This window comes from Sulfurimonas sp. (genome assembly GCF_029027405.1).
Taxonomy (GTDB): Bacteria; Campylobacterota; Campylobacteria; order Campylobacterales; family Sulfurimonadaceae; genus Sulfurimonas.
The window spans coordinates 2,221,191-2,235,114 of the sequence record NZ_CP093396.1 but is presented as its reverse complement, the minus strand read 5'-3'; the positions used below and the strand labels follow the sequence as shown (position 1 = coordinate 2,235,114).

The 13,924-nt window shown below is 30.8% G+C and carries 17 protein-coding genes; 16 read left to right on the top strand and 1 reads right to left on the bottom strand.

All coding sequences use genetic code 11. The annotated features are described in order from the left end of the window. Positions 1 to 115: 115 nt before the first annotated feature. Together MOV42_RS10830 and MOV42_RS10825 are read left to right on the top strand one after the other, a co-directional pair. Positions 116 to 979, top strand: a complete 864-nt coding sequence (locus MOV42_RS10830) for a DnaJ C-terminal domain-containing protein (RefSeq protein ID WP_324171193.1) — start codon at positions 116 to 118, stop codon at positions 977 to 979. A gap of 12 nt (positions 980 to 991) precedes the next feature. Continuing rightward, positions 992 to 1,369 (top strand): heat shock protein transcriptional repressor HspR, encoded by a 378-nt coding sequence (locus MOV42_RS10825; protein WP_324171192.1) that lies wholly within the window; start codon positions 992 to 994, stop codon positions 1,367 to 1,369. Between the two features lies 1 nt (position 1,370). Here the strand turns inward: MOV42_RS10825 and murA are convergent, their stop codons facing one another. Next, on the bottom strand, positions 1,371 to 2,633 hold the full coding sequence (murA, locus tag MOV42_RS10820) for a UDP-N-acetylglucosamine 1-carboxyvinyltransferase (RefSeq protein ID WP_324171191.1): 1,263 nt from the start codon (positions 2,631 to 2,633) through the stop codon (positions 1,371 to 1,373). Positions 2,634 to 2,736: 103 nt separating this feature from the next. Here murA and MOV42_RS10815 point away from each other — a divergent pair, with 103 nt between their 5' ends. The 14 genes from MOV42_RS10815 to MOV42_RS10750 all read left to right on the top strand — a co-directional run bounded on the left by MOV42_RS10815 (position 2,737) and on the right by MOV42_RS10750 (position 13,893). Next, positions 2,737 to 3,165 (top strand): hypothetical protein, encoded by a 429-nt coding sequence (locus MOV42_RS10815; RefSeq protein WP_324171190.1) that lies wholly within the window; start codon positions 2,737 to 2,739, stop codon positions 3,163 to 3,165. A 112-nt stretch (positions 3,166 to 3,277) separates the two neighbouring features. Next, positions 3,278 to 3,697, top strand: coding sequence for a hypothetical protein (locus tag MOV42_RS10810; protein ID WP_324171189.1), 420 nt, complete (start codon positions 3,278 to 3,280; stop codon positions 3,695 to 3,697). Further along, entirely contained in the window at positions 3,691 to 4,386 is a 696-nt protein-coding gene (locus MOV42_RS10805; RefSeq protein WP_324171188.1) for a 3'-5' exonuclease, read from the top strand. The genes MOV42_RS10810 and MOV42_RS10805 overlap by 7 nt, the downstream gene beginning before the upstream one ends. Further along, positions 4,383 to 4,748, top strand: a complete 366-nt coding sequence (locus MOV42_RS10800) for a hypothetical protein (protein WP_324171187.1) — start codon at positions 4,383 to 4,385, stop codon at positions 4,746 to 4,748. The genes MOV42_RS10805 and MOV42_RS10800 overlap by 4 nt, the downstream gene beginning before the upstream one ends. Next, positions 4,741 to 5,337, top strand: a complete 597-nt coding sequence (rsmD, locus tag MOV42_RS10795; RefSeq protein ID WP_324171186.1) for a 16S rRNA (guanine(966)-N(2))-methyltransferase RsmD — start codon at positions 4,741 to 4,743, stop codon at positions 5,335 to 5,337. The genes MOV42_RS10800 and rsmD overlap by 8 nt, the downstream gene beginning before the upstream one ends. A gap of 113 nt (positions 5,338 to 5,450) precedes the next feature. After that, the gene (locus MOV42_RS10790) at positions 5,451 to 6,257 is read left to right on the top strand and encodes a PKD domain-containing protein (protein WP_324171185.1); all 807 of its coding nucleotides are present in this window, start codon (positions 5,451 to 5,453) and stop codon (positions 6,255 to 6,257) included. Beyond that, positions 6,257 to 7,999, top strand: a complete 1,743-nt coding sequence (locus tag MOV42_RS10785) for a hypothetical protein (RefSeq protein WP_324171184.1) — start codon at positions 6,257 to 6,259, stop codon at positions 7,997 to 7,999. Before MOV42_RS10790 ends, MOV42_RS10785 begins: the two co-directional genes overlap by 1 nt. Before the next feature lie 69 nt (positions 8,000 to 8,068). Then, entirely contained in the window at positions 8,069 to 9,115 is a 1,047-nt protein-coding gene (locus tag MOV42_RS10780) for a flagellar basal body P-ring protein FlgI (protein ID WP_324171183.1), read from the top strand. Positions 9,116 to 9,125: 10 nt separating this feature from the next. Further along, positions 9,126 to 9,428, top strand: coding sequence for a rod-binding protein (locus tag MOV42_RS10775; RefSeq protein WP_324171182.1), 303 nt, complete (start codon positions 9,126 to 9,128; stop codon positions 9,426 to 9,428). 68 nt (positions 9,429 to 9,496) lie between these two features. Continuing rightward, on the top strand, positions 9,497 to 9,703 hold the full coding sequence (locus MOV42_RS10770) for a flagellar biosynthesis anti-sigma factor FlgM (protein WP_324171181.1): 207 nt from the start codon (positions 9,497 to 9,499) through the stop codon (positions 9,701 to 9,703). A 26-nt stretch (positions 9,704 to 9,729) separates the two neighbouring features. Then, a complete protein-coding gene (locus tag MOV42_RS10765; RefSeq protein WP_324171180.1) occupies positions 9,730 to 10,158 on the top strand; it encodes a hypothetical protein in 429 nt (142 codons plus the stop codon). A 1-nt stretch (position 10,159) separates the two neighbouring features. Further along, positions 10,160 to 12,040, top strand: coding sequence for a flagellar hook-associated protein FlgK (gene flgK, locus MOV42_RS10760; protein WP_324171179.1), 1,881 nt, complete (start codon positions 10,160 to 10,162; stop codon positions 12,038 to 12,040). A 5-nt stretch (positions 12,041 to 12,045) separates the two neighbouring features. Beyond that, entirely contained in the window at positions 12,046 to 12,843 is a 798-nt protein-coding gene (locus MOV42_RS10755; protein WP_324173024.1) for an ABC transporter permease, read from the top strand. A gap of 15 nt (positions 12,844 to 12,858) precedes the next feature. Next, on the top strand, positions 12,859 to 13,893 hold the full coding sequence (locus tag MOV42_RS10750; protein ID WP_324171178.1) for an AI-2E family transporter: 1,035 nt from the start codon (positions 12,859 to 12,861) through the stop codon (positions 13,891 to 13,893). Positions 13,894 to 13,924 lie beyond the last annotated feature (31 nt).

The window sequence follows — 13,924 nt, the reverse complement described above, 5'->3', positions numbered from 1 at the left end:
AGCTATTAGTTTTCCCTGGTAAATTTACAACTTGATTGACTTCCACTCAACCCTTGTGATATAATAACACTTAAATATAAAAATACATTTAATATAAATTTAGGACAAAATAGTAATGGCAAAATCATTATACAAAACACTTGAAATCAATGAAGGTGCAAGTGAATCAGAAATTAAAAAAGCTTATAGAAAACTAGCACGACAATATCACCCTGATGTAAATAAAGATAAAGGTGCAGAAGATAAGTTTAAAGAGATAAATTCTGCTTATGAGATTTTAAGTAGTAAAGAGAAAAAACAACAGTATGACATGCATGGTGATAGCATGTTTGGTGGACAAAATTTTCATGATTTTTCTCGTTCTCATGGTCGTGGTGGACAAGGTGATTTAGATGATATACTAAGACAAATGTTCGCTGGTGGCGGTGGTTTTGGTGGCGGAAGTCCATTTGGTGGAGGATTTCAACAGCAACAAGTAAATTTAGATATTGAAACAAGTGTGACAATTCCTTTTAGCGTATCTATTTTAGGTGGTTCTCACTCTGTAGCAGTTAATGGTGATAGATTTGATATTAAAATCCCTGCAGGTGTTAAGAGTGGAGAAAAGATGCGCGTAAAAGGCAAAGGACATGCTCAAGGTGGCAGAGCAGGGGATTTATTTTTGAAGATTCAAGTTGCATCTAACCCTGAGTATATTAGAGAAGATGATGATTTAATCAAATCTTTTGATGTACCTTTGTACGCTGCACTTTTTGGTGATAAAATTGCCATAAAAACATTAGAAAAAGAGATTAAACTAAAAGTTCCACAAAACACTAAAAATGGACAACGCTTTCGTGTAAAAGAGATGGGTGCAATGAATAGAAAAACAAAAATTCGTGGTAATTTATATCTTGAAGCAAATATTATCTTGCCAGTTGTTGATGAACTTGACAAAAAGTTAGTAGATATAATGAAAGAAAAATTACCTAAAGAGTAAGAGGAGTTCATAATGATACATAAATATGACGAACCAGTTTATCTTATAAGTATCGTAGCAAAAATCTTAGAAATACACCCTCAAACTCTTAGGCAGTATGAACGAGAAAATTTGGTATGCCCATCTCGTTCAAATGGACGAATTAGACTATATTCACAAAGAGATATTGACAGAATAAAATTAATATTGAGACTTACTCGTGAGCTAGGAGTTAATTTAGCGGGTGTTGATATTATACTTAGATTAAAAGAAAATGTAGATGGTATGGAAACAGAAATAGCAGAACTTCGTCACGAAGTTTCTCGCGCTCAAAATACCCACTCTGTATCACCAGATAAAGCCTTAGTTACAAAAAAAAGTGTTTATGAGATGATAATATTTGAAGAGTAAGTTACTCTTTAAGTCTTTTAACATTTGCTCCAACAGCTTCAAGTTTTTTCTCTAACGCATCATAACCACGATCTAGATGATAGATGCGATGTACATCTGTGACCCCATCTGCTACAAGTCCAGCTAAAACAAGAGCACTAGATGCTCTTAAATCTGTTGCCATTACATCTGTTCCGCTTAGTTTAGTTCCACCATTTATGGTCGCTACATGCCCATTTAAAGAGATATCTGCTCCCATTCTTTGAAGCTCACTAACATGCATAAATCTATTTTCAAATAGTCTTTCTTCTATGATTGATGTTCCATTTGCTTGAGTTGCAAGTGCTAAGAACTGAGCTTGCATATCTGTTGGAAAAGCAGGGTATTCTTGAGTTACAATTTTGACAGATTTTATGACTTTAGATGGATGAATAGTTATCGTGTCTTTTGTAATACTAAAGCTACTTCCCATCTCTTCAAGTTTTGATAAGACTGCGCCTAGATGCCCAGCATTTACATTTGTTAAAGTCAATTCATCTCTAGTAATTGCTCCAGCACAAAGGTAAGTTCCAGCTTCAATGCGGTCTGGAATAACTGTAAATCCTTCAATATTTAGTAACTTAGAGTTAGTTCCATGGATGGTTAAAATAGCAGTTCCAATTCCTTCTATCATTACTCCGCTATTATTTAAAACTTCACAAAGTTGAACCACTTCTGGTTCTCTTGCAGCATTTGTAAGCGTTGTTTTTCCATTTGCTAAAGCTGCTGCCATTATAATATTGGCAGTTCCAGTAACTGTGATTTTGTCAAAAATTATGTCACAGCCTTTTAGTCCGTTTGGAGCAGTTGCTTCAATATATCCAGATTTTATATCAATGATTGCACCCATTTGCTCCAATGCTTTTAGATGCAAGTCAACAGGCCTTTGACCGATAGCACAACCACCTGGCAAAGAAACTTCACAATGACCAAATCTTGTTAAAATTGGCCCTAAAACTAAGATAGAAGCTCTCATGGTTTTTACAATATCGTATGTTGCTTTTGTCTGTGCTAGAGAGGACGTATTAACAACTACTTTATCATCATGAAAATTACATTCTGCTCCAAGGTTTGAGAGAAGTTTTAAAAGTGTTCTAATATCTGCTACTTGAGGTAAGTTTTTAATACTAACGCTGTTTTTAGCAAGAATAGTCATTGCTATTAGAGGAAGAGAGGCATTCTTTGCACCAGAAATTTTGATATTTCCACTCAAAGATTTAACTTTTTTTATCTGTAAATAGTCCATATAACTCTCTTATGATTTAAGTAATGAAATTATAGCTAAAAGAAATCTTTTTTGATATACTTCTATAATATGTACGAGTAGTTTAAAACTTAGGAGAAGTATTATGAGTTCGGCACTTGAGAGATTAAAAAACCTAACAAATAAGATTTCTTCTTATGAAACTACAAGACAAGAAAATATGAAGATTTTAAAAGGTTTATATACAGAAATTAACTTAGATGAAAAGTTAGAAAATTTTTTAGATTTGTTTAATTTTAAAGCTATTAACCTTTCTGGTGCTTCACTCTTAGATGAAAATTTAGGTGAAATAAAAAAAGGAAAATATCTTCAAATACTAGCAATAAGTTATGATAAAAATGCAATTAAAAAAAGCACAAATATATCTTTAGGTTACTATGGTAAAGCAGAAAATGTAGAAATAAATCTAAAAAATAAAATAGTTGAGTTTATCATAAGATATAGATTTGAGAAAAGTTTTATGACTTTAGAAAACTACTATGGTATGTTAGGTAAATTTAAAAATAATGGGTAAGTTTTATTTTTTTTTATGGCTTAGATGGGCTGTGCGTTTAAGCTTGTGCAGTCTAATATTAGCATCTATAGTTTCGCTCAGTATAACGATAATTATATACATAAACCAAGGTATGCGACCTTTAAACAGTGAAGTTATATTAGCGTTACAAAATTTATTTAAATTTTGGTTTCCAATCTCTTGGAGTTTGGCACTTCTCATAGCTCTTTTTAGAGCTTTAAAATATATATTTAACACCAAAATTTATGGGTATGAACTTAAACTGTATTCTTGTGATTTAAAAGATGTACTCAAAGAAATAGGCTATGGAGATTTAGTCAAGGTATGGAGAAAGTGGTTTATGTTAATGATATGGCTAGTTGGCTCTTTAATGATTTTAGCACTTTTTTTTACATATATTTTTACATCATTTCACAGTGTATTTTCATGGTTTAGCATCTACTGGTTGTTTACATTTATTTTAGTAAGTGGATATTTTTCTTTTATGATTATGTCTCATAGATGCAAAAGAGTTAAGATAGTTAAATGTTAATTTTTATTGATGTTCAAACAACAGGTTTAGAAACTAAAGATAAAATAGTTTCTATTGGTCTTGTTTGTTTTGAAAATGATGAAGTCACAACTTTCTATGAACTTGTAAATGAAGGGAAAAAAGTACCTGCTATTGCTTCGAGTATAAATCATATAACAACAGAGATGCTAAAAAATAAGTCTAAACTAATTGAAAGCCAAGCCTATAAATTTCTTTTAAAATACAATAACGCGTCTAGCACTATAATAGGTCATAATGTAAAATTTGATTTAAATATGCTCCAAAATGCTGGTTTTAGTTTTTTAGGAGAAGTTATAGATACGCTAAGAGTTACTAAGCATCTAGTTCCTGAATGTGAAATGTTTTCATTGCAGTTTTTAAGGTATGAGTTGAAACTTTATAAAAAAGAAAAAAAAAGCTTAGATGCTTATAATGCTTTAGATAATGCACAAGTAGTGAAAAATCTTTATGACTATCTCAAAGAGATGAATTCTAAAAGTGATTTTACTGAACTTAGTTTTAAAAAAGTATTGATAGAAAAATTTGAATTTGGAAAATATAGCGGGCGTTATATAGAAGAAATTTCAATGAATGATAGAGGATATTTGGAATGGATGCTAAATAATGTTGTAGATTTAGATGAAGATTTAAGATATAGTATTGAGTATAATTTAGGGAGTATTTTATGAAAGTAGCAGTTGAGTGCAAATCACCATTATTACAAAAATCGTTAGAACTATTTTTGTCTTCTCATTTGAGTTCTGTAAAGCGATGTGATGTTGTTGTAAGAGATTTTAAAATTGATAATGATGATAGAAATTTTTATATTGGAAAAGATAAAGATGCAGATTTAATAAAGCCTTTTTCAAAGTCTGCTCTTATTTTAGCACTTGAAAATAGGTATGAGAGTATAAGTCCGAAATTAGAAAATAAAATTGAATCCTTTGAACAAGGTGGTGCTAATTTCCATATTTTAGAAAAAAGAATAGATTTAATTACTAAAGAGTACCAGCAAAATATACTAAAAGCAGTAAAAGCATTTTATGAATAGTAAATCAAATACGAAACAATTAACAAAAAAAATAATTTCTGGAAAGTTTAAAAATGTTGTTTTAAAGCTTCCGTCTAAAATAACTACTCGTTCTTCAAAGTCCATAGTTCTTGAATCTTTTTTTAATACAATTCAGTTTGATATCATAGATGCTACCTTTGTTGAAGTCTTCTCTGGAAGTGGATCTATTGGACTTGAAGCTCTTAGCCGAGGAGCAAACAATATAATCTTTATGGAAAAAGATAGAGATGCCATAAAAGTTTTAAAAGAAAATATCTCAAAAACAGATGAATCTGCTTGTGAAATTTTTAGTGGAGATAGTTTTGAGAATATTAAAGCAGTTATATCTCGTTTAAAGAAAAATAATCAAATAGCATACTTTTACATAGACCCACCTTTTAGCATCCGAGAAGGCATGGAAGATATCTACGACAAGATGATAAAAATGATAGCATCTATACCTCCACAACTTACAAAGCTTATAATCATCGAACACATGACAGGTTTAGAAATACCAGAAAAAATAGGTACCTTCAAGATGAAAAAATCTAAAAAGTTTGGAAAAACCTCATTGACATATCTAGTGTAGAGTGTTACCACTTGTTACTCTGTTAATAATATAAGATAAACATTTATATCTTAATGCACTAAATAAAACTAAAAGATACTATTATCAATTATTGCAAAAAAAAGGAAATAATCATGAGTAGTATAAAAAAAGTAATTTTAGGTCTGTTTTTAGTTCTTTTTATAACTGGATGTATGGAAGTCATAGAGATAGAAGGTAACAAAGAGATAAAAACAAATGAATCTCATACTTACAAAGCTATCATCGTTTCTACAAAATATCAAGATATGGATAGCTATATATGGAAAGTAATATCAAAAAATAAAGATTATCATCTTACAAATGAAACTACTTCAGAAGTAACCTTTAAGGCATCAAGTGCTGGAAAATATACTCTAAAAGTCATAGCTAAGAAAAACAGAAAACCTTTTAAAGCTACTATGGAAGTAATAGTTACAAAAGCTGAAATTATAAATGGTTATGAACTACCACCTGAACCAGATGAAGCTCTTAATAACTCAACACTTCTCGGGATAGACTCTAATGATAATGGTGTTAGGGATGATGTGGAGATATTTGTTATAAAAAAATATGCAACAGATCATAAGATTGTAACTGAGATAGGTTTTCAGCTTGCTAGTGCATATCAGAAGATTTTAGATAATCCTTTGGATACTGAAGCTAATCATAAAGCGTTACATGATGCTATGGATTGTAATTATTATTTTAGTTATTATGCAAAATATTATGGTGAATCAATTTTAGCAAAAGATTATATAGATGAAGATTTTGAAAATCTACAATTAAACAGAAAGTCAAGAGTTAAAGCTTATCTAGAATATGATGCACAACTTAGCGGTGGAGTGTATGAGTCTACTAAGTCAGATAAGCTTAAAGAAAAGTGTAACTTCGATGTCGCATCTTTACTTGGAGGCAACTAATGAAAAAGTATATGATTTTAATCTTTTTATTGTTTGTTTCATTGTCTCTTCAAGCGAATACACCCAAGATAAATGAGTGTATTAATGATATATATTTTGCTAACAGTATTATGACAAGTGAAAAAAAAGCAGATAATTATAAAGACTTAATTAAAAGAAAAATATTAGAAGAACAATATGCTGGTAATGTAACAAAGATGAAAAAAGAACTAAACTTTAAAACATCATACAACCAAACTCATGGATATTATGGAGATATATATGATACATATATGTTTCTGTCTCTTGAAGAAGATGGCTGGGACACATTGACAACAGTTATGAAGCTTGTTCTAATGAGAGGGCTTAGTAAAGCAACTAATCTTGCTGGAAAAATAGCAAAATTATCAAAAAAAGAAAAAGAACTATTTGATAAAATTGTAGATGATTTAGGAGGTACAAACTATCTTGATATATATAGTGTTGATAGAAATATTGATTTATCTAAACAAATTAATGATTACAAAAAGAGTATTAGACTAGGGCATGGTATTATAATCGTTGCACATGGGAAAGGTGATATCTTTACGGCTAAAGCATATGAAGATATGTTAAAGCCAGAAGGAAATAGAGATAATGCATGGTTAGAAGATTATATAAGTTGGATGAGTGTAGGCTCGCCAACAAGAGAAGCTAGAGGGTTCCACCCATATATAAATTTTGATAATGATAAAGTGGCAGATCAAGGTACATTAGATGCAACAACAAATCCAAATAGATCATACATGCTTAATGCTGTTAATGAATATATTGAAAATAGTTCTGATATGCAGTTTCATGCATTTGATTATTATATGGGTCAAAATATATCATTTGAAGATGGATACGGAAAAAGGGGCATATCTACAGATATAGGTAAAAAAGTGATTATGGACTTTTTAAGTAGTTCTATTGAAAAACATAAAAAAGCATCCTCACAATGGGCAACAGACCAAGAAATAGAAAAAGGTACAAAAAATTATCGTATAACTGTAAAACATTTACATGATCCTAGTGTAGTTATGAGTGAAGATGTCTATCCATTTGCAGTAGCTAAAAAACTTTACTATGTGCAAGGAGCTGTATCAGAAGATATATCAGGATATGTAAAAGCTAGTTGTGGTGGCTATAAAGTTGAGGCAATTTGGGATAATCAAGCTTGTGATGAGCTATATAAACTTAAGGGAACTAATGAAATTATGAGTGCTGAGTGTGCTGATGGATATTATTTAGATTGTGCGACAGCAACTTGTTTAATTATAAATACCCCGACGCCTTTAGGAGAAATAATATTAGGTTCTGTAAATAATAACTATCAGTGGTTAGTCAATAGTGTTGCAACATATGGTGGAGGTACTAATCAATGGGATGGTACAATATTATGGTCTGTTGGGTGGATTCAGATTATTATGCCAATAGATGGGATTGATATAGATGAAATTTATATAGAAGAAACAGCATTGTGTCCAGACAACGACGGTTATGCATGTCTAAATGAGAATAGCTCACTATTATGGGACAAGTATATAGCAGACCGCTTTTACCCGTACTATAAGGCTTGGCAAAAACCAAAAGTTACTAGACGTACATTTTATGCTTCTTATGGTGATTTTGACGTTTATTATGAGCATGGCTATTATTGGGAAAATATTGTTGGAGATAGGTCTTATGGACTTTGGAATGTATATGGGTATAAGCGTTATTTTACTAGATATGCTTTATAAGGAATGCCTACATTAAAAAAATAACATGGAATAAGAATTGCTAAGTAATAGTCAGTTAAAGGACTAGCTATGAAAACAATCATTTTACTCTTACTCACTATTTCAACGATATACGCAACAAAAATTACTGATGTTGCTAATATTGTTGGAGTTCGTGATAATCAAATCATAGGCTACTCTTTAGTAGTTGGTCTTAAAAAAACTGGTGATGGAACTACATCTAAGTTTACACTTCAGTCTATCTCAAACATGTTAAAAGCCATGAATATTGATATGAATCCTATTGATATAAAATCAAAGAATGTCGCAGCTGTTGTAGTTACAGGAACTTTGGGAGCTTTTTCTCGTCAAGGTGATAAGTTTGATATAACAGTTTCATCCATTGGAGATGCCAAATCTTTAGAAGGTGGAACGCTTTTAATGACTCCTTTAAAAGGAGTGGATGGAAAGATATATGCACTTGCTCAAGGAGCTGTAAGTATAGGTGGGAAAAACACTAGAGGAGCGGGAAGTGAATCCCATCCAACATCTGGTATTGTTTTTGAAGGTGGTTTTGTAGAGCGTGAAATAAATATAGATCTTTATCATCAAGAATATGTAACTTTATCCTTAAAAGAGCATAACTTTAGAAACAGTGTTGCTATTCAAAAAGCAATAAATGACACTTATAATACACAGGTTGCTGTTGCAATGGATCCTCGAACTATTAGGCTTAAAAGGCCTAAAAACAAAAGCATGATAGAGTTTTTAGCAGAGATTCAAGATATAGATATGGTTTACACTCCAAAGAGTAGAATTATCATAAATGAAAGAACTGGAACAATTATCGCTGGTGTAGATATAGAAGTAAAACCAATAATTTTAACTCATGGTGATATAACTATTAAGATAGTAGCACAAGATACTGTTGTGCAACCAGAAGGTTCAATGGTTGTTGATCAAGATTTGGTTATTGGGTTAAATCAAAATGAGATTTATACAAAAATAGGAACAACAACTGTTGCAAACATAGTTCGTTCTCTTCAAAAATTAGGAGCTACTCCTAAAGATATTATAGCTATTTTAGAAGCGATGAAAAGTGCTGGTAGCATAGCAGCAGAATTAAAAATAATGTAAGGAGGAGATGATGTACGGAACTAACTCTATTAATATGCAAGCAAAATTGATGACACAAAATTCAGCAATACCAAAAATCGATTCAAATATAGATGCTGCAAAATTAAAAGAGCAAACAGACGCATTTGAGTCTATAATAATTAAGATGCTTATGGATAATGCAATGAAAGATGAGAAAAATATTTTCTCAGAACAAAATGACCCAGGCGATAAAATATATAAGTCAATGTACAGAGAAGAGTTAGCAAAAGCAAGTGCTGGTAGCTTCGGTTTTTCCGAAATGTTGTATGATTTTTTATCTAGAAAAAATTGAAGTTTTTTATCTATTTGTCGATATAGCTGTATATTAGAAAGTTTATATTGATATAAGAAGGAAAGATTATGATTTCGCAACTGAATAGTTCAGCGGTTCGCAGTGCTTATACTAGTAACTTTGGAGAATCCAAAGAGACTGATAAGGCACAAGCAAATATATCAAAACAAGGTGATACAAGCAAGGTAGAGAGAATTAAAGAAGCTCTTGAATCTGGTGAGTATAAAATTAACCTAGAAGCTCTTTCGCAAAAGATAGCCGAAGAGTTGTTATAGGTTTAAAGTTAAGATAGAGGTTTAAGATGTTGTCGCACCATTTACAAAGTGCCCTAAAAGATTTACGGGACTTAATTAAAATTACAGAGTCTGATATAGAAGATATAAAAGAGGCCAAAAATGATCCTCAATTTGATAGATTATCACTTAAAGAAGAGAAACTTAAAGGTTTTGAGGCTAAAAAAGCGATGATTGACCATGAAATATCATCATTGATGACACAAAATCCTGATATGGATTTACCAAAATTACTAAGCGAAGAACAACATTTGCTGCTTGATGATTTAAAAGTAGAACTAAATAAGCTAAGAGATGCAAATAAGCATTATGCTAGATTAGTTTTGGTTGTAAGCAATCTATATAACAGTTTTTTAGAAAAGGTTGTTCCTATCGAAATGCAAGGGTATAAAAAAGTAGCATCTAAGAACTCTTCTATTTTGGAAGTTAGAGTGTAAGATGGCTTCCATATTTAATGCGCTTCATATTGGTTACTCAGGTTTAAATGTAGCTCAAAATGGTATAAATACAACTGGACACAACATTTCAAATGCAGAGACAGAGGGCTACACAAGACAAAGAGTAGTTCAAGCATCATCAACACCTTTACAAGCAGCTCCTGGAAATGTAGGAAATGGTGCTACTATTATGAACATAAAGAGGATATTTGATAATTTTGTATTTGACAAATATACAGATGCATCTTCAGATAAAGAATATAGTGATTTTGAAAAAAAAACTTTAGAAGAACTTTCAACATATTTTCCAGAAATAGATGGTGTTGGTATTAAAGCAGATTTAGCAGAATACTATAAAATGTGGCAAACATTTGCAGATAATCCAGATAATGATGCTATTAAATTAGCACTAGCAACTCAAACAAATACATTGACAAAACATATAGCATATACACAAAGCAAAGTTAAAGGTTTACAATTAAGATTAAATGACCAATTGGCAGTGAATATAAATGAAGTTAATGCAATAGCCAAAGAACTTGCAGGGATTAATAAATCAATAGAAAATGCTGAAGCTGGGAAAACTTATACAGCAAATGATTTAAGAGATAAAAGAAATGTTTTAGAGAGAAGTTTATCGAGACTTATAGGAGCAGTGACAAATTCTAGTAGCATAAAGTCTAATATTCAAATAGATAGTTCTGCCAATATTAAAACAGGAAGTTATACCATTAATGTAAATGGTTTTAATATAGTTGATGGAAATTCGTACCATCCGATTCATATTGATAATAAAAATAATGAAAGTGGTTTTTATGTAGTTTCGTATGAGAGACAAGATGGAGTACTTATACCGATGACAGAAAATATTTCTGGCGGTGTTGTTGGTTCTATATTAAATTTGCGTGGAGCAGGACTAGACACAACAAGTGGAATGCCAACAGATGGAATAGTTCAAAATGTTGTCACTCAGCTAAATGCTTTTGCAAGAGGTTTGATAGAGTCCACTAATAATATTTATGCGAGAAGTGCTACCACTAAGATGGAGTCAAATACTTTAAGCTTAAATCCAATTAACTCTATAGTTAATTCATCATACAATGTTAATCCTGGATCTTTTAGTATTGTTATATACGATATAGATGGTAAAATCGTAGCAAGAAGAAGTATTAAAATTGATGTAGCAACCTCAATGACAGGGATTGTTGGTTCTAACTCTATCCAAGGACAAATAGAATCACAGGGAGATGATAATAGTGATGGAAATGCGAATAATGATGTAGATGATTTTATCAGATTCAATTGGGCTACTTATGCAAGTGGTGAGAAGGCATTAGAATTTGAATTGGATGCACTTGCTAAATCTCAAGGTTATACCTTTTCGTTAGAAGATACTTTAAAAACTGACTCTTATTCATCTGGAACTAATTTCGCTGGTGCTCTTGGTATGAGCAGATACTTTGATGGAAATGATGCGAAAAGTATCAAGTTAAGTAGCAACATAAAAAATAATCCTACTCTTATATCTGCAGGAGCAACACCTTTAGCAGGTGATAATAAAGTAGCATTAAGCATGGTTCAACATCAATATGAAAAGTATAATTTTAAAATAGGAGCGAATACATATAATGAGAAGGTATACGCAATGTTTGATATTATTGCAACAGATGTTGGTACGCAAACAAAGGCTGCTATATTAAAAAATGAAACAATCTCGACTCAATTTACTGCCATAGAATTAGAATATTTTTCAGTTTCAAAAGTTGGTCTTGATGAAGAAATGGCAAACTTGATTAAATATCAAACTGCTTATGGTGCAGCAGCAAAAATCATAACAACAATAGATCAAATGATGCAAACATTATTGGGAATAAAAACATAAAACAAATACCAAAAATCAGTATAGCTATATTAATAAGTATTTTTTTATTCTCATTTTTAGGCTCTTTGTTTTATAGTATAGATGCTTATTCGTTAGATAGTGCTTCTATACTAATTTCTCCTTCTTTAGAACACCTTCTTGGCACAGACAGATTAGGACGAGATATATTAGCCAGATTGATTGAAGGTGGAAAAGTATCTTTAATTATTGGAGTTGGAAGTGCTTTTATATCATCAGTGATTGGTCTTATTTTAGGCTCAGCCGCAGGTTATTTTAGAGGAAATGTAGATAAAGTATTTATTATAATTGTTGATTTATTTTTAACATTCCCAACATTCTTTTTATTATTAGCACTTGTAAGTTATGTAAATGCATCAGCATGGGTTTTAATAATTATTATTTCCATAACGGGTTGGATGACTACGGCAAGACTAATCCGTTCTGAAAGTTTTAGAGTTACTTCTCAGCCATATATTAAAATATTAAATATCGGGCAAGTAAGTAAAATAAAAATACTACTTAAATATTATGCACCTATTTTGGCTCCTATATATTTTGTTAGTTTTACTTTTGGAGTTGGTGGTGCGATACTTGCAGAATCAGGACTTAGTTTTTTAGGACTTGGTATAGTCGCTCCACAAATGAGTTGGGGTACAATTTTAAGTGGTGGGAAAGAAGTTATTGAAATAGCTTGGTGGGTTAGTTTTTTCCCAGGGCTGATGATTTTTTTAGTTACTTTTTCACTCATAAATATTTCAAATTATTTACAACAAATCACAAATCAAAAAGAAATACAAAATTAATAAAAGGATACATAGATGCAAGAGCGAAATATAGGGTATTTTTTTATTGTATTTGCCAGTATTATTATAGTATTAGCAGGAATTAAGAGTGCATCTGCAATCATTGTGCCTTTTTTGCTTTCTTTATTTATTGCAATTATTCTCTCACCTTTATATGCATATATAAATAAAAAAGGTTTACCTAGCATTATTTCTTTAACAATAGTTATTGGTTTATTTTTAATATTTTTAATTTCTGTTGCAAAATTGATAGGAAATTCTGCTCAAGAGTTTAGTGCTAATATTTCTTTTTATGAGCAACAATTATCAGCAGTTCTTCATCAGTTTGTAGAAGTTACTACCAAATATGGTATTGAAATACCAGAAGCTGAAATATCTAATATTATAAATACAAAACAAATCATGCAATTTTCAAGCACAATTATTCAAAGTATTGGTTCATTATTTACAAATGGATTTGTGATACTTTTAAGCGTAGTTTTTATGCTTTTAGAATCTCAAAATTTTATAGGTAAAATTTTATCAATAACAAAAAACACTATGGTTATTAATAATATAAAAGAAATTACAAATAAAATAAAAAGTTATATGGTTTTAAAAACTGTTATATCATTATTTACAGGTTTAATAATTTGGATTTCTCTTTATATTATTGGTACAGATTATGCATTTCTTTGGGCAGTATTAGCTTTCATGTTGAACTTTATTCCTAATATTGGTTCTATAATTGCTGCTGTTCCAGCAGTTTTACTTACTTTAGTTCAACTAGGCTCTATTAGTGCGTTAATAGTTAGTGGAATTTATGTAGGTGTTAATATAATAATCGGGTCTGTAATAGAGCCAAAAATAATGGGTAAAGGACTTGGTCTTTCTACTTTAGTTGTATTTTTGTCTTTACTATTTTGGGGTTGGTTACTTGGGATTGTTGGAATGTTGCTTTCTATTCCGTTAACAATTATGATGAAAATAATTTTTTATGAAAAAGAAAATACAAAATGGATAGCTGTGCTTTTAGGTAGCGGAGATAATCTAAAAAATGATAATAAGTAAAATAAAAGAGCAAAAAAGATATACTCATACT